Origin of the sequence: Defluviitalea raffinosedens (assembly GCF_016908775.1) — a bacterium.
Lineage (GTDB): Bacteria > Bacillota > Clostridia > Lachnospirales > Defluviitaleaceae > Defluviitalea > Defluviitalea raffinosedens.
Window position 1 is genome coordinate 61053 of the sequence record NZ_JAFBEP010000001.1, and the last position, 16658, is coordinate 77710.

The 16658-nt window shown below is 36.3% G+C and carries 14 protein-coding genes; 5 read left to right on the forward strand and 9 right to left on the reverse strand.

All coding sequences use genetic code 11. From position 1 onward, the window contains the following. Positions 1-9: 9 nt before the first annotated feature. Both aroA and JOD07_RS00315 read left to right on the forward strand, forming a co-directional pair. Positions 10-1281 carry a 3-phosphoshikimate 1-carboxyvinyltransferase gene (gene aroA, locus JOD07_RS00310; protein WP_204611570.1) on the forward strand — a complete coding sequence of 424 codons (1272 nt, stop codon included), beginning with the start codon at positions 10-12 and terminating at the stop codon, positions 1279-1281. A gap of 102 nt (positions 1282-1383) precedes the next feature. Continuing rightward, entirely contained in the window at positions 1384-2052 is a 669-nt protein-coding gene (locus JOD07_RS00315; protein WP_204611572.1) for an SGNH/GDSL hydrolase family protein, read from the forward strand. Positions 2053-2088: 36 nt separating this feature from the next. On the opposite strand, the gene JOD07_RS00320 is transcribed toward JOD07_RS00315, so the two are convergent. After that, a complete protein-coding gene (locus JOD07_RS00320) occupies positions 2089-3534 on the reverse strand; it encodes a TrkH family potassium uptake protein (protein ID WP_204611574.1) in 1446 nt (481 codons plus the stop codon). Further along, entirely contained in the window at positions 3531-4892 is a 1362-nt protein-coding gene (trkA, locus tag JOD07_RS00325; RefSeq protein ID WP_204611576.1) for a Trk system potassium transporter TrkA, read from the reverse strand. Before trkA ends, JOD07_RS00320 begins: the two co-directional genes overlap by 4 nt. Before the next feature lie 307 nt (positions 4893-5199). Between trkA and JOD07_RS00330 the strand changes: the two genes are divergently transcribed. The 3 genes from JOD07_RS00330 to JOD07_RS00340 all read left to right on the forward strand — a co-directional run bounded on the left by JOD07_RS00330 (position 5200) and on the right by JOD07_RS00340 (position 8948). Continuing rightward, a complete protein-coding gene (locus JOD07_RS00330; protein WP_330636082.1) occupies positions 5200-6624 on the forward strand; it encodes a spore germination protein in 1425 nt (474 codons plus the stop codon). 132 nt (positions 6625-6756) lie between these two features. Further along, positions 6757-7722 (forward strand): GerAB/ArcD/ProY family transporter, encoded by a 966-nt coding sequence (locus JOD07_RS00335; protein WP_279380834.1) that lies wholly within the window; start codon positions 6757-6759, stop codon positions 7720-7722. After that, positions 7719-8948 (forward strand): Ger(x)C family spore germination protein, encoded by a 1230-nt coding sequence (locus JOD07_RS00340; RefSeq protein WP_204611580.1) that lies wholly within the window; start codon positions 7719-7721, stop codon positions 8946-8948. Before JOD07_RS00335 ends, JOD07_RS00340 begins: the two co-directional genes overlap by 4 nt. Before the next feature lie 68 nt (positions 8949-9016). Here the strand turns inward: JOD07_RS00340 and JOD07_RS00345 are convergent, their stop codons facing one another. The 7 genes from JOD07_RS00345 to JOD07_RS00375 form a co-directional block, all read right to left on the reverse strand. Next, complete coding sequence (locus JOD07_RS00345) at positions 9017-9997, reverse strand: type I phosphomannose isomerase catalytic subunit (RefSeq protein WP_204611581.1); 981 nt, start codon at positions 9995-9997, stop codon at positions 9017-9019. 457 nt (positions 9998-10454) lie between these two features. Further along, a complete protein-coding gene (locus tag JOD07_RS00350; protein ID WP_204611584.1) occupies positions 10455-11861 on the reverse strand; it encodes an efflux RND transporter periplasmic adaptor subunit in 1407 nt (468 codons plus the stop codon). Between the two features lie 18 nt (positions 11862-11879). Further along, on the reverse strand, positions 11880-14246 hold the full coding sequence (locus JOD07_RS15745; protein WP_201800572.1) for an ABC transporter permease: 2367 nt from the start codon (positions 14244-14246) through the stop codon (positions 11880-11882). Continuing rightward, positions 14243-14947: an ABC transporter ATP-binding protein gene (locus JOD07_RS00360; RefSeq protein ID WP_204611586.1), complete on the reverse strand. Its 705-nt coding sequence runs from the start codon at positions 14945-14947 to the stop codon at positions 14243-14245. Before JOD07_RS00360 ends, JOD07_RS15745 begins: the two co-directional genes overlap by 4 nt. Before the next feature lie 273 nt (positions 14948-15220). Further along, positions 15221-15889 (reverse strand): TraX family protein, encoded by a 669-nt coding sequence (locus tag JOD07_RS00365; RefSeq protein WP_158739693.1) that lies wholly within the window; start codon positions 15887-15889, stop codon positions 15221-15223. 234 nt (positions 15890-16123) lie between these two features. Continuing rightward, entirely contained in the window at positions 16124-16306 is a 183-nt protein-coding gene (locus tag JOD07_RS00370; RefSeq protein ID WP_204611588.1) for a DUF6954 family protein, read from the reverse strand. A gap of 70 nt (positions 16307-16376) precedes the next feature. Next, positions 16377-16646 carry a hypothetical protein gene (locus JOD07_RS00375; RefSeq protein WP_158739695.1) on the reverse strand — a complete coding sequence of 90 codons (270 nt, stop codon included), beginning with the start codon at positions 16644-16646 and terminating at the stop codon, positions 16377-16379. Positions 16647-16658 lie beyond the last annotated feature (12 nt).

Below are 16658 nucleotides of genomic sequence, written 5' to 3' on the forward strand. Positions count from 1 at the left end.
AGGCCCATTATGATCGTCAATCCTAAGGATCGAATCAATGGAGAAATTACTGTTCCAGGAGATAAATCCATCTCTCACAGAGCCGTTATGCTTGGTTCCATTGCTGAGGGCATAACTGAAGTTACAGGATTTCTGATGGGCGCAGATTGTCTTTCTACCATTGAATGCTTTAGAACACTTGGTATTCCTATTGAAGTAAATGACAAGAAGGTCACCATCCACGGGAAAGGACTTCTGGGACTTGCGGCACCAGCAAAGACCTTAGATGTGGGCAATAGTGGCACAACGATAAGACTTATGTCAGGAATTCTCTCCGCTCAGTCTTTCTCATCGGAGCTTACAGGAGATGCTTCCATTCAAAAAAGGCCAATGCTGAGAATAGTGGCGCCGCTAAGAGAAATGGGAGCCAAAATAGATGGAAAAGAAGGCGGCAAATACTGCCCTCTGCATATTGAAGGCCAACCCTTAAAAGGGATCCATTATAATCTTCCTGTAGCCAGCGCTCAGGTAAAATCTGCCATACTCCTTGCTTCTTTATATGCTGAAGGAGAAACTATAATTATAGAACCTGCTCCTTCCAGAAATCATACAGAGATTATGGTAAATTTTTTTGGCGGAAAAATCGTCCAAAAAGACAATGTCATCATAAGTTCCCCGGTAGAAAAGCTTACCGGACAATACATAGAGGTTCCCGGAGACATCTCTTCAGCCGCCTACTTTATTGCCGCTGCACTGATCCTTCCAAATTCAGAGCTATTAATTAAAAATGTCGGTGTTAATCCCACTCGGGATGGAATTATTACCGTATTTAAGCAAATGGGCGCCGATATTGAACTTCTTAATCAGCGCACTCAATGCGGTGAACCGGTAGCGGACATTTTGGTTCGTTCTTCCGATCTTCATGGCACAGAAATTGGAGGAAGTTTAATTCCCAAACTGATTGATGAAATTCCTGTCATTGCTGCAGCTGCATGTTATGCTCAAGGTACAACCATTATAAAAGATGCACAGGAATTAAAAGTAAAAGAATCCAACAGAATTCAAACTATGGTATCGGAACTTAAGAAGATGGGAGCATCCATTACAGAAACAGATGACGGAATGATTATAGAAGGAAGTCATTCTTTAAGAGGTTCAGAAGTAGAAAGCTATCATGACCACAGGGTTGCTATGTCTCTTGCCATTGCTGCCTTAAGAGCAAAAGGTGAAACAAGGATCCATAACAGTGACTGCGTAAACATTTCTTTCCCAGACTTCTTTTCTTGTCTTGAAAAGCTTTAAGTTTGATTCTGTCTTAAAAGCCTGATTGCACAATTTTAAAGATTCGAATATAATATATCCATGAATTGAACATGCCATGATGAATTATTGGAGGGTGAAAAAATGATCAAAACTACTATCGTCGGCTTTGGAGACAGTCTTACTTATGGATATGGGGTTCCACGAAATGCTGGATATGTTGAAAGGCTAGAAAAATTTATGCCCCAGTACTTTCCCAATATCTCATGGCATATATGCAATAGCGGCACTTCGGGAGATACCACCAGAGAAGGTTTAATGAGATTAGAAAAGAATGTTCTTTCCTTTCATCCGAATATCGTATTTATTCTGTTCGGATCAAATGACTCTGCTATGAACGAAAAGCAATTCAGATCTCTCGAAGAATATGAAAATAATTTAAAAGAAATCATCGTAAAAATCAAGAATCATAATAACCGTACGGGATTAAACGGCTGCATCCCTATTCCTGTATTAATTACGCCTCCCCCTGTTCGGGAAGAAGTATGTGCGCCTGTTCGAACCAATAATCGGCTAAAGCAGTACGGGTATATCGTTAAAACATTGGCCAAAGAATATCACTGCCCCTTGATTGACTTTTTTGAACAGGTAATAAGCCATGAAAATTACTATGAATTGCTAGCAGATGACGGTCTGCATCTCAGTGAAAAGGGTTATGATCTTCTGTATGATCTGGTGTTTGCAGAGATTACGAAGCTCATAGATTACCAAGGGGTATTAAAAGATTGGGACAAATATGAAGAAGAATATTAAAACATCCTCAGATCCTCTGAGGATGTTTTCTTTCACTTATATTTCATTTCTCCAGGACTTCGGCGCAAACAGGGCTACCATGGTAAACAGTTCAAGTCTTCCAAGCAGCATCAAGATTGAAAAGAGTATTTTACTCAGGGGACTAAACGGACTGAATGACCTTGCTGGACCTACGAGTCCAAAGCCCGGACCTATATTTCCAAGGGTTGCAGCTACGGCAGTGATCGTGCTTTCTAAATCAATTCCTTCAAGAGAAATAAGAACTGTTGATAGCATAAAGATGAAGAAATATAAAGCCACAAAACTGGTAATTCCCGTGATCGTATCATTATGAATCACCTTATCTTCACCGGCTCTGATAGGAATGATGGCTCTGGGATGAAAAATCTTTTTAATTTCTTTTTTAATCAGTTTGAATAAAACTAAAATTCTAATGACTTTTACCCCACCGGCAGTAGAGCCAGCACAGCCCCCAACAAACATAAGCAAGAATAACAACGCTTTGCTAAAAGACGGCCACAGATCAAAATCCACCGTAGTATATCCCGTAGTGGTAATAATAGAACTTACCTGGAAAAATGCATCTTTTAAGGCTAATCCAAAATTTCTATATAGAGTAGATTTTAGATTAAATGCAATTAATAAAGTTGAGACGAAAATAATCGCCAAATAAAAGATAAGTTCCTGGTCTCTTAATACATCTCTCCATTTTCTTTTCAGCAAGGCATAATACAGCGAAAAATTTATCCCCGACAATACCATGAATACAGCTATCACCATATGAATATAAGTACTGTTAAAAGCACCTATGCTGGCGCTTCTGGTTGAAAGCCCTCCAGTTCCTACGGTTCCAAAGGTATGAACAGCTGATTCAAAAAGACTCATCCCTCCTAATAAAAGTAAAGCCATTTGCATGAGTGTAAGGGCAATATAAGTGATATACAAGATCTTTGCCGTATCTTTTATTCTCGGTACAAACCTGTCTGCTGTAGGTCCCGGGCTTTCTGCTTTAAACATTTGGAAGCCTCCTACAACAGGCAAAAATGCAACTGTAAAAACTAAAATCCCCATCCCACCAATCCAGTGGGTAAAAGAACGCCAAAATAGAATCCCCTTGGGCAAAGCCTCAACATTGTTTACTAAAGTAGCTCCAGTAGTCGTAAAGCCAGAAATTGTCTCAAATAATGCATCTATATAAGAAGGTATACTCCCTGAAAATACAAAAGGAAGTGCACCAAATATAGAAAGAGCAATCCATCCAAAAGATGCTATAGCCAATCCTTCTTTAATCCTGATTGCTTTTTTTTCAGTTTTTAACTTATACAAAATAAAACCAACTGCACCGGTTAATAAAATACAAAAAAGAAAAGGATATTTGTCTTCTTGATTATGGTATATTGATATAAGAAAAGATGGAATCATAAGTAAAGCCTCTGTCATCAGTATGATCCCCAATGTCTTTCCTATAATTCTATAGTTCATTTGAATAGTCCACCCTTCGCTGGCTTAATGAACATTTCTAAATCCGGCACATTGGATGATAAACAAAAAATAATCAACCTATCATCAGGCTCTATTACAGTATTCCCACTAGGTATTGCTACCTTCCCTTGATGCACTATGGCACCAATGATAATTCCTTTAGGCAATCCCAGCTCTGAAATAGGTTTCCCAACAATACGAGAACCTTTGATTGCAATAACTTCAGTAACTTCCGCCTGTCCTCCCAATAGAAGTGAAACCGATACAACTTTTCCGCCTCTTATAAACTTAAGAACACTGCTGACTGCAATATTGGTTGGGTTTAGGGCAACATCTATCCCCAGATTGTCAATGATTTTTATATAATTGGGTCTGCTTATTTTAGCAATGGTTTTATTTACTCCAGCCTGATTGGCCATGAGGGTCATCAGAAGATTTTGCTCGTCAAAACCAGTTGCTCCGATAAAGGCATCCATGGACTCTAATCCTTCTTCTTCCAAAAGATTAATATCTGTTCCATCTCCTCTAATGATTAAGGCATCGCTTAATCTTTCAGAAAGGTACCTGCACCTTTCTCTGTCCTGTTCAATGATACTAACCTTTATATTGAAAGCTTTAAGCTTCTGGGCCAAATAGTATGCAATATTCCCTCCGCCTAAAATCATTACTCTTTTAATTTTGCCTCTATCAGCGTAGATATTAAATCTTTCACCAAATCGATCAATTTTTTCAGTGCTTCCAATAACATGGATAATATCATTTTCAATAAGCTGTGTATATCCATGGGGAATAATAATCTCATCATTTCTAGTTATGGCTGCAATCAGTAAATCTTCCATGTCACCCAATTCAACAATATTTTTTCCTACAAAATCGGATAAGTTTTTTATATTAAAATCCAGAATTGAAACCTTTCCCTTAGCAAAATCTTCAGAATAAAAGTTATAGCTTTTAAGAAGATACCTCACTATTTCATTGGAAGTAGCCAGTTCCGGATTGATAATATGATCAATGCCCATTTCTTCTTTAATAAAATCTATTTGCTTCGTATATTCAGGATTTCTTATCCTTGCAATAGTCTTTTTACAACCTAATTTTTTTGCTATGCTGCAAATCATGGCGTTGGTCTCATCACTATAAGTTGTAGCTATTAGAAAATCATAGGATTTAATGTTAATTTCTTTTAGTACTTCGATTTCAATACCATTGGCTCTAATAGTCAATACATCTAAATAGTCATTGATCCTCTCCAACACTTTTGGGTTTTGATCCATTAAAGTTACATCAATATCTTCGTTGATCAGGGATTCTGCCAGTCTGTATCCAAGCTTCCCTATGCCTACTATAAGTACTTTCAAGTCTATCACCTTTCATATACGTTCATTCACTATGTATTATACATTTGATTTTACATCTAAACTGAATAAAAAGAAAGACCTTTTGATTGCATTTAAGCTGTCCTTAAAAATTAATGGTGAATACATAAAATCTCATAAAAAAGATAACATACTCTATATAAAGTGAATTGGGAGTGATAATATTCCTTCTTATACAATCAGAAAAAATAATAAAAATAATAATACCGGCAATACTTCTATTTCTCCCACAAATAATAGCGATACGCTTACTGGTGATCTGCAAACCGATTTAGATACTTTTAAAAAAATCTTTTTCTTCCCCCAAAATAAAGACTTTGTTATACGCAACATACGGTTAAAAGGCTTTGATGTAGATGGATGCATCCTCTATTTGGACGGCTCCTCCTCCATCCATACCCTTACTGAGGATATTATCAGGCCTTTAATGGAAGGTTCTCCTGAAAATGCAGAAAATAATCCTATAGATTATATTATCAATAATATTATTACTCCTAAAGATGCTCAACGTATCTCCAAAATCTCGGATATCACCAAAGATATCGTTAAAGGCAATACGATACTGCTGATTCACAATTCTACTGAAGCACTTTCTGTTTCCACTGCAGAATTTGAACACCGTTCTGTGGAAAAGCCAGTCAACGAAAACGTTATCAAAGGGCCAAAAGAATCTTTTGTGGAATCGGCTGATGTCAATCGTTCTCTTATAAGAAAGTATCTTAAATATGAAAATCTCATTTCTGAGAGTATTGAAGTCGGCGAAAAATCTAAAAATGAAGTATATATCATGTATATCAAAGGCATCGCTGATCCCGACTTAGTCAACGCCGTCAAAGAAAAAATCAAAAGCATCAGAACCGATTTCCTTCCCAATCTTTCTACACTTGAGCAGTTTATAGAAGACAGAAGTTATTCTCTTATTTCTACTGTACTCTACTCAGAACGACCTGACAGAGCGGCTGCCTTTTTGAACGAAGGACACATCATACTGATTACGGACGGTTCTCCCGCCTGTCTGATTGTCCCGGTAACCTTCTGGGCTTTCTTTCATGCTGCAGAAGATCAGTATCAACGGTGGTGGTATGGTAATTTTATCAGGATGATTCGTCTTTTGGCAGTAGTGATTTCATGGTTAACTCCTGCTTTATATATTGCCGTAGTGAATTTTCATGGTGAAATGATTCCTACCGATCTGGCTGTATCGATTGCTGCATCCAGGGAAGTGCTTCCTTTTCCCGTTATCACCGAAATCCTTCTGATGGAAGTATCCTTCGAATTAATCCGGGAAGCCGGGGTAAGAGTACCTACCACCATTGGCCCAACCATTGGTATCGTCGGTGCACTGATTCTGGGACAGGCTGCCGTAGAAGCCAATATCGTAAGCCCTATTTTAGTAATAGTCGTAGCGATTACAGGACTTTCTTCCTTCGCAATACCAGAAACTACCTTAAGCTATACCATTCGGATCTCCAGATTCATTCTGCTGCTAGCAGGAGCTACTATGGGCTTTTTAGGAATTTCCTTTTGCATTGTTATAGGCCTTGCCTATATCCTCAGTATTACTTCCTTCGTTGTTCCTTTTATGTCTCCGGTAGCTCCCCATTTCTCTTCAACAAACGATAGTTATACACGATCTGTGATCTTTAAGCAATGGCTTAGACCGACTAATATCTCTAAGTCTGATTCTATAAGAAGAAACCCTAAAAGAAAGTAGTGAAAAAGTGATCAAGAAATATGATGGAAAAATCGGTTTTAGAGAGTTGCTGGCTATTATATTTTTTTGTATTGCCCTTAAATTATCAGATACAACACCTCTCTTACTGCTGGATGAAGGCTTAAACGCAGCCTGGTTAGTTCCTATTCTGTCTGGGTTGGTTATCTTTCTTTTTTGTTTCTTTTATCCTTGTTTAAATTATATAAAAACAAAGATTTAACAGATATCATCTATCATCTTACCGGTAAGTTCTTTGGATTTGTAATTATCCTCATGTTATTTTTAATTCTGCTCGAATACTTGGTTGTATCCATAAGGGATTATGCAGACATATTAAGCACGATGTTTTACTTAAGAACGCCTTTAAAATACCTGCTGTTAATGCTTATTGTTACAGCTTTTTATGTATCTCATAAAGGAATTAATATTATTGGCAGTCTATGCTGGCTTACATATCCTCTCATGCAAGGGGTAGTCCTGTTATTAATACCATTGGCACTGAAAGATCTGGATTTTAGTTATTTATTCCCCTTAGGCGGACCAGGTGTAAAAACTTTATTAAAATTAGGTATCCTCCATACCTCTGTAGTCAGTGAAGTTATTTCATTATCCATCTTTTTCACACAAGTAAGATCCTATAAAGAATTTAAAAATGCCAGTCTTCTAGGCCTTGGACTTTCTATTCTTTTAATTACTGTATTTATGGTTATTTATATCTCTTCTTATGGATATACTGTCTTGTCTACACTGAACTATCCGCATCACCATCTTACAAGGCTGGTTGGACTGGGACGGTTTGCAAAAAATCTGGAATCCTTCTTCTTAGGTTTTTGGTCCATTGCTATTGCAATACGCTTTAGTATTTATTTTTATACCCTTGCTACATTAGGTACCTCCCTTATAAAAGTAAAAAGTCCAAATACTCTGCTTCCCTATATCGCCGTGGTGGTCTATATCCTTGCAAGACTTCCTGAAAATTATACACAATATGTGTTTTCCATCCGGAAAGTTGGGCTTATGGTATTATGGATTTTTTTCACTTTTCTCTCTCCATTTTTATGGGTAGTTGCAAAACTGAAAGGAGAATTTAAATCTTGAAAAAATCAAAAAAGAGATTAAAACTCATTTTTATATTATTGGTTACCCTTTTTCTTACTGGCTGCTGGGACAGAATAGAAATCGAGGAATTCGCATTTGTTTCAGTTATTGGGCTTGATGAAGGGGAGGATGGTATGCTTAGAATTACCTTTCAGATCACAAATCCTCAGATCGGTACCTCCACCAAGGTTCAGGTAGACGAACCACCCAGCGATATCATCACATTCTTGTCGGAAGACCTTGTTGCATCCAGGGATTTAGCAAGTACTTCTATCGCAAGACGTTTAACCTTTTCCCATGCTAAAGCGTTTATTGTAAGCGAAGATTTAGCAAAGTCGAATAAATTCTACCCAATCATTGAAGCGACCCAAAGGGACAGAGACATCAGAAGAGAACTAAATCTCATCGTATGCAAAGAAGATGCAGCTGACTTTATCAGGAACAATCGTCCTCCTTTTGATATAAGAGCATCAAAATATTATGAATTCCTTACATCAAGGTGGGAAGATGTGGGCTTTGTTCCCCTTTCTACCCTTCATAAATTTTCTCTCAGGACTTTGGATGACATGGGCTTATTTCTTGTAACCTACGCTACCACAAAGCCGGATCATCCAAAAACACATCTTGACAGTGAAGGAGATATTATTGCAGGGCAACTGGATAAAATAGATGAAAATCCAATGCAAATGATGGGTTCAGCAGTGTTTAAAGAAGGGAAAATGATCGGCAAACTGACCGGGGATGAAACCAGATTAGCTTTGATATTGCGGCCAACTGTGCAAACCAATAATATTCTTGCAACTTTTCCCGATCCCTTAAAAGAAGGAGAAAAAATATCTGCAAAACTCGTAAGGGGAAAAAACAAAATTAAAATTACAATTACCGATGACTATCCCATTATTGATGTAAAAATACCTTTAACATTAAGCATAGCATCTATTCCAAGCAATATAGACTACGTGAAAAACCAGTCAAACCAAAAACTTCTTATCGCTGCTATTGAAAAACGCCTTGAAACAGTCACTATGGAATTAATTAAAAAAACTCAAGAAGAATTCGGTGCTGAGCCTTTTTTATGGTCCCAAGTAGCAAGGAAAAAATTTTGGCTTTATAAAGACTTTAGAGACTATAATTGGTCTGAGAAATATAAAAATGCAAAAATCACTGTAAAATATGATGTTAAAATCGAAGATTTCGGTAAACAAAACAGGCCTCCAAAGATTTAGGTTTTATAAAACAAAACCAAATCTTCTGAAGCCTTTATCTTCTGCACAAATAATTTATTTTGACAGCTTTAGCGTACAGGCACATAAGTCTTAATCACTTTGCACTGCCCTGCAATACTATAATCTCCAATACTTGCAGGCATAAAGAAGGAATCCCCTGCTTTAAAGGGAACCGCACCTTCCCTGTACTCAATGACTCCATTCCCTTCAATAGCCATAAGCAAGTCAAATTTGTCTCCATTTAAAGGTTCTTTGCTTTCTTTTTGAATTTCCAGGATCTCTGTAATAAAATACTTGCAGGAAACAAGATGATGCCTTATGTTTTCACCTTCTTTAGTGACCGTGCCTTCCACTTTTTCATGCCCTATACAGTCAGATAAATTGGTTACATCCAAAGCTTTTTGTATATGAAGCTCTCTTGGTTTTCCGCTGCTGTCCACCCTGTTCCAATCGTAAACTCTATATGTTGTATCAGAGTTCTGCTGGATTTCTGCTATAAGAAGCCCTTCTCCTATGGCATGAAGGGTTCCAGCAGGAATGAAAAACACATCGCCTTTTTTGACATCCACGAAATTCAGTAGATTTTCAAGGGTTCCTTTCTTAATATTTTCTTCAAACATTTCCCTAGTAACGCCAGGTTTAACACCGTATACAAGCTGTGCACCTGGCTTTGCATCCAGTACAATCCACATTTCTGTTTTGCCTAATTCACCTTCATGTTCTTTAGCATATTCATCTTCAGGATGAACTTGAACTGAAAGTCTGTCGGAAGCATCGATGATTTTAACAAGAAGTGGGAATTTCTTTTTTCCTTCTTCTCCGATCTTCGTTCCCAATGCCTCTACGCCATAATCGTCAATCACTTCTTTTAAGGACTTGCCTTTTAATGGTCCATTGGCAACAATGCTTGTACCATTTTCATGGCAGGCTATTTCCCAACTTTCTCCGGTTGTGTCCGAAGGAATATCTTTATCAAATATCTCTCTTAACTTTTTTCCGCCCCATATGGGTTCTTTATATACAGGATCAAGTTTTAAAGGATATAACATATGGATCATCCTTTCGATATATTATACTGTTGGCTGTTCAAATGCATTGCATTTTAATATCTTTTTTAGTATTTCTTTTTCGCATCTTATAATATTATTTTAACCTATTTACTGAAACACAAGCTTTTATCTTATTTAGAATACCTTTAAATCCATTTAACGTCAACAGTTTTAATGGTAGTAGAATTGAAAATGATTATATTTTTTATTTGAGAATTATTCTTGACTTTTTCTAAAATCTATAGTATATTTACATTAGCACATGACAACAAATTAATGTACTTAAAACGTCTTATTCTCCTCTTTAAGTATATGAAACAGTTCAATAAGTAAACTGTTTAAACAAATGGCAAATCCCCAAGTTAGAAGCTTGGGGATTTGTATTTTTTATTCTATTGCTCATTAAACTTTATTAGCGAACTGAAACATTTGACTATCCAAATATTTTATCTCATATTTATTGCAGGCTAATCCGTTTTCCTTGTTTTAATCCTTCCAGTTGAGGATTTCTGATCACGGTATCTCCATCTTTCAATCCTTCTAAAATAACTACTTCCTGATCATTTTCCAATCCTTTGACAACAGGTTGGATTATTGCCTTACCATTTCTCACTACCCAAAGGGCATCCCTATCTTCATAGGGGAAAAGTACCGCTTTAGGTACTGCAAGTCTATTGTCTTCTTTATGGGTTACGAATTTTACATCCAAGGCATATCCTGGGCGTAATTCTGCCTTTTCATTGTCGTTTGGTCTGATTGTAACTTTTACACGCTGCTCTGTTAATCCTAAAGAAGAAATTTTTTCTTCAGCAGATGGCGCAATTTTATCAATAACGCCTTCAAATACAACATCCTGATCTTTTCTCTCCTGAATCAGTTCTACAGCCATCCCTTCTTTTAATTCTACAATATCTTCTGTTAAAACAAAGACTTCTACCTCATAAGAATCAGGCTGGAATACCGTTAGTAACGGTGATTGAGGGAATGCTGGGAGTCCTTTTTCTGCCTCTAAATCTTTCACGATTCCATCAAAAGGTGCTTTGATTTCCGACCTTTCGATCTGATATTTTACTTGTTCAATTTGGGCATTCAGAGATTCTATCATTCCTTTATAATATTGAACGGTTCCGGACTTATCAGAGTCTTGACCAAGTTGAGCCTCCAACAGAGCTATTTGACTTTTGGTTGCTTTCTTTTGTGCTTCATAATAAAGATCACTGCCTTCAGTTTGCTCTTTAAGTAATGCAAGAACTTCTTCCTGAATTTTGAGATTGTCTTTAACCTGGTTCAGGGCTTCCTCAGCTGCATCCCTTTCTTTTTGACTAACTGCCCCTTCTTCAAACAAGGCATTCATTCTTTTATAGTCGTCTTCTGCCAGTTCAAGTTGCCTTTTAGCTTCTTCAATCCTTACTTGCTGCTGTTTGATTTGAGATTTATAGGGAGCAGTATTGGCCTCCACCTTTTGGCCCTCCAGGCCTTGCAGTTGTGCTCTTAAACTAATGAGCTGCTGATTCATTTCATCGTAGGTCTTCTGTTCCTGCCCCTGTATACTGACTTTCTGTTCTTCCAGCTGAGCCAGTTGATAAGTTAAATCTTTGGTATCTATTTTTAAGAGTACGTCTCCCTTTTTAACTCTATCTCCTTCTTTCACATAAACTTCTTCAATCAAACCTTGAACCACTGGATAAATCGTCTCTTCCTGCTGTGCCATTACAGTTCCTTCTTCCCTGAAGGAAACTTCTACAGTTTTGGGATCAACTTGAATAACTTCTGCCTTTAAAGGCTTTAGTGTATAATAAATAGCAAGTAAAATAATCAGTCCAACCCCTGAAATGAGAAAAAGCCATTTAAGTGATTTTTTCATTCAATGCACCCTCTTTCTTTATTCTCTTTCTTTTAACACTTCCACTAAATCCAGTTTTTTAATATTCCGTGCAATATTAAGCTGTGCCAAAGTAATTGCAAGAACCGTCCCCATAAAAGCCGTCAAAAATGAGGATGGCGCCGTATAAGTAGGCAAAGTGAATACATCATTATTAATAGCATCTGCTACCATCTGTTTTAGAAGAAAAGTCATAGGTATTCCAAACAGCATTCCTACAATTCCTATCGTGCATTGCTCAAAAGATATGATTTCCAGCACTTCTCTGACTGTCATTCCTAAAACTCTTAACGAAGCCAGTTCTCTTTTTCTCTCCGCCAATGAAATAATACTGGAATTATATATAATGGCAAAGCCTGTAACTACCGCAATTAAAACCATAACCCAGATCATATAGTCATAAGTATCAAGAAGTTCTTTATACTTTTTTACTGTTGTACCACTTTCTTCGATAGATTGAATTTTGCTTGAAGCATTATAATCATCTTTTAGTAAAGCAATATCCTCTGGTTGAATCTTTAAAATTGCACTGGTCGAAATATCCCCATATCCTAAAAGCCTTCCTAAACTTTTTTCCTCCATATAGGCATTCCCCCCTATATATTGAGGTATGATTCCAGATACATAGACATAAAGCTTATCTTCTTTTGCCCAAGGACTCTCAATTCGAACTTTATCTCCAACTTTTACGTGGAGAGATTTGGCTATGGATTCAGATAAAAGAATTCCTTCTGCAGGGACTTTGACTTTATTACCGTCAAAATCCACAATATTATATAAATTGGATTCTCTATTAAGGCCCAGAATCACCAAGTTCTTTTTATGATACGAATTTTTAAAAGTAGCTGGAACCTCCAGCATCGTCTCCAGTTCTATAATGCCCTTTCTATTTTTAAGTTCTCTGACAACCTCTTTCGCATAAATTGGAGATTCGAAATTCATTTTTATATTATAAGTTTGGATCTTTTCAAACTGATCAATCATCATAATATCCATCGTTTCATAAAAAGAAATCATAGTTGCCATCATTGCAAAGGTAAAGACCACTCCAATAAGAGTGAAAAAACTTCTTCCTTTGCTGCGAAAAATATTCCTCATGGCCATACGTCCTTGAACCGTTAAACTACTCCATAAAATTCTTATTCTTTCGATTAAAATCTTTTTACCCGCAGGCGGGGCCTCTGGTCTCATTGCCTGTGCAGGATGAAGCTTCATCACTCCTTTAACCCCTTGAAATCCGGCAAAGAGACATCCAAGAACGGATAAAATAATTCCTATGATAAAATACTCCCAGGAAAACTGATTTTTTAAATCAGGCAGCTGGAAGAATTCCTTATACATTTCTGTTATATAGCCAGACAAAAGTGTTCCTAATAGTCCCCCTATGATCCCTCCACCAAGTCCAATAACCCAGCTATAGGATAAATAGTGCAAGAGAATCTCTTTTTGTGTATAACCAAAAGCTTTTAATGTTCCAATCAAACCTCTTTGCTGTTCTACCAGCCGCTTGAGCATGATGTATAAAATGATAGCCGATATACCAATAAATATAAGTGGAACACTTTTAGCCATGGAGTCAAGACTATCCAATTCCTGCTGAAGCATGGCATGACTTAATTGATCCTTTCTTTCAAAGGCAGTTTCAAAACCGTATTTTTTTAATTTCTCCTTTAATTCCTCTTCTACATCTCTAAAACCATAGCCTTCTTCTAAAGTAAAAATAATGTCATTAATGTTTCCGCTTAAACCAAATAAAGAATCCATAACTTCATAAGGAAGATAGGCAATATCGAAAGTTTCCGGTGTGGGCATGATACTTTGCTCGTTTTGCATGGGATAAACAAATTCCGGACTTTGAGCTATTCCTGCAATCACTAATTCTGTCTTTTTTCCGTTGATGATTACAGATATTTTCTCCTCCATCTTAAGTCCATTAACCTCAAAAAATTTAGGACCAATCCAAATATTCGCTTTATCAGTATCCAATTCCCTGCCTTCCAGCTTCTGAACTCCGTTTAAGTGGGTTGGATCTGTAGGATCTATGGCTACTAATCTAAGATATACATTGTCCTCTTCCCGTCCCGGAAGAAGCACTCTCACATCTTTAACCAGACGGCCTTCTACTTCTTTAATCCCTTCTATTCTGGAAAGGATTTTAACTTTTGATAATGGAATAGATTTTACTTTCGCAAATCCTTCTGCAAAATGTTTTTCCTCATAAAATTCATCCTTTGCCCGGTTAAGATTATCCATAGCAATAGACATAGCTGTATAAGACATCAATCCAACACTAATAACAATCAGGCAGGCAATGTATGCCATCTTATTTTCCTTTAAATCACGAAACAATTTTTTCCATAAAATCACCATGCCACCTCCTCAGGAGGCAATGGCTTCTCATTTTTTTCAATGCGGCTAAGCTTTCCATCCTTGATATAAAATACCCTGTCTGCCATCTTTGCAATTTCCCCGTTGTGGGTTATGATGATTACTGTTTTTTTGTACTCTTTATTGAATTTACGGAGCAGCTTCAATACCTGAAGACCCGTTGCCAGGTCTAATGCTCCTGTAGGCTCGTCACATAGGAGAATTTCTGGATTTTTAGCAATAGCCCGGGCTAAAGATACTCTCTGTTGTTGACCTCCTGACATTTGAGAAGGAAAATGATCGGCTCTGTCTTCTAACCCTACTTCTCTTAAGACATCTTCCACTTTTAGAGGATTTTTAGCAATCTCTACGGATAATTTTACATTCTCATAGGCAGTTAAATTAGGCATCAGGTTATAGAACTGAAAAACAAAGCCAACGGTATTTCTTCTATAAAAGGTAAGTTCTTTTTCTGAGGCTCCATGAAGACTCTGATCTCTATAGTACAATTCTCCTGAAGTAATAGTATCCATGCCTCCAATTAAGTTTAACATCGTACTTTTCCCAGAGCCACTGGGTCCAAGGACAACAATAAACTCTCCTTCATATATTTCAAAACTGGCATCCTTTAAAGCATCTACCGTTACTTCTCCCATCTGATACTGCTTTCTTAAGTTTTTTGCCTTTAATAAAATATCCATTCAAACACCTCCCATCAAATTATATAAATTGTCGTTCTCTGTGTACTGTAGAGTAACTTACTATATTGATGAGGTCAAAAAAATATTCTGTCATATAATGACAAACTTCTTAAAATGATAATGATTATCTGTTTCATACTTTAATAATATACTTCTGAATTCCTTGTGTCAATATATTTACAGAATATTTATTCAGTATATCTGTCCTTCATGTTATTCAGTAAATCTGTTTTATACAGCTTTAAGCAGTTTTCTGCAAGAAGGCATTTCTTATTAATGAATTATAATTTTTATCAGAAATATGATCAGCAAATGCAAGGGATAAAAAATATAGAAAATATATTTATTGATCCTGATACGGAAATTTGTACGTAAATAGATCAAGGGAATGCTAAATACCGCAAAGCCCTGAATACGATACATACCATCAGAGAAAAAAGGAATGCTTAAGAACATCCCTGCTATCATTGCAGAAAGTTCTCTATGATTTCTAAAATAATAAAACATAATTATAAGCAGAATGCCTGATAAACCATAGCTGAAATTTCCGATGGATGTAATCATCATTAATAAGATCGCTGCAATCCATTTCTTTTCTTTTAAAAAATAAAGGATCAGTAATCCCATAAGTAAGGTAGGAAAGATATTCAGCTCATACCATGGCAAATCAAAAGCCAGAACATAAAAAGGCTGAGAGAGTATGCTAAAAGCAGCCAGTCTTAAGATATATTTTTTAATGTTACTGGTGTACAGGAACCCTACTGCTATACAATAAGCAAATAAAGGGAAAGATATTCTTCCAATAATACGCAGCTCGATCCTGTCCGGGAAAAATACATATCCAATATGATCAATCAACATGGTGATGATAGCAATGATTTTTAAAAAATTCGTATCAAGGTTAGAACTTATTTTAGGTTCTGATAATGTTTCATTGTTCATTCTTGATCCTCCTTTTATAAAATTAAACAGTTAAACCTGGTCTTTTCGTTAGTATTAATCGTATTGATAATGATTATATTTTTTAATTGATAATTGTTATTGACATTTTCATGAAGTTGTAGTATTATTTCTATATTAGCACATGACAAAAAGTTAGTATACTTAGAACATCTTATTCCCCCTCTTTAAATGTATAAAAGCAGCTCAGTATTGAGCTGCTTTTATTATTAAGCTTTACCTATACCTTTTCTTAACCCATTTTAAAGCCAAGACTAATAAAAAATACAGAGCCAGCACCACCAATAATGTAAGCAGTCTTTCTGTTTTGGATCCGTCTGCCAGTAAAACAGGACCTAAACCAAAAAAAGTCACAGCTACAAGTGCAATGGTTATGATGATATTAAGAAAAATCTTCATTAGGATGCTCCTTTTTTCAAATTCATACCTCTTATATTTTAAGATTTGCATGCAAAAAGAAAATTATAACTCACTTTTTCTTTTTTAAAAACCTCAATCTGAGCCAGCTTGCTGCTACAATAACAGTTAATACAAAAAGCAAAATAGAAACAGCAAAATTACCTGCATTAAAAGTATGCACAATCATAAGCGAAAAAATAATGATTAGAACCCCACATAAAGCAGAAAATAGTATATATCTTATATTTTTCTTTGCCTTCTTTTGAGTTGCTTGTTCAACCGTATCATCAATGATTAAATTTAAAATTACATCAACCATATCGAATATTATATCCAGCATTCTATCTGTCCT

Bases quoted from the DNA above. Each gene is read 5' to 3' on its own strand.
- aroA (WP_204611570.1), top strand. From the start codon at position 10: ATGATCGTCAATCCTAAGGATCGAATCAATGGAGAAATTACTGTTCCA.
- JOD07_RS00315 (WP_204611572.1), top strand. From the start codon at position 1,384: ATGATCAAAACTACTATCGTCGGCTTTGGAGACAGTCTTACTTATGGA.
- JOD07_RS00320 (WP_204611574.1), bottom strand. From the start codon at position 3,534: ATGAACTATAGAATTATAGGAAAGACATTGGGGATCATACTGATGACA.
- JOD07_RS00345 (WP_204611581.1), bottom strand. From the start codon at position 9,997: ATGTTATATCCTTTAAAACTTGATCCTGTATATAAAGAACCCATATGG.
- JOD07_RS00350 (WP_204611584.1), bottom strand. From the start codon at position 11,861: ATGAAAAAATCACTTAAATGGCTTTTTCTCATTTCAGGGGTTGGACTG.
- JOD07_RS00360 (WP_204611586.1), bottom strand. From the start codon at position 14,947: ATGGATATTTTATTAAAGGCAAAAAACTTAAGAAAGCAGTATCAGATG.
- JOD07_RS00365 (WP_158739693.1), bottom strand. From the start codon at position 15,889: ATGAACAATGAAACATTATCAGAACCTAAAATAAGTTCTAACCTTGAT.
- JOD07_RS00370 (WP_204611588.1), bottom strand. From the start codon at position 16,306: ATGAAGATTTTTCTTAATATCATCATAACCATTGCACTTGTAGCTGTG.
- JOD07_RS00375 (WP_158739695.1), bottom strand. From the start codon at position 16,646: ATGCTGGATATAATATTCGATATGGTTGATGTAATTTTAAATTTAATC.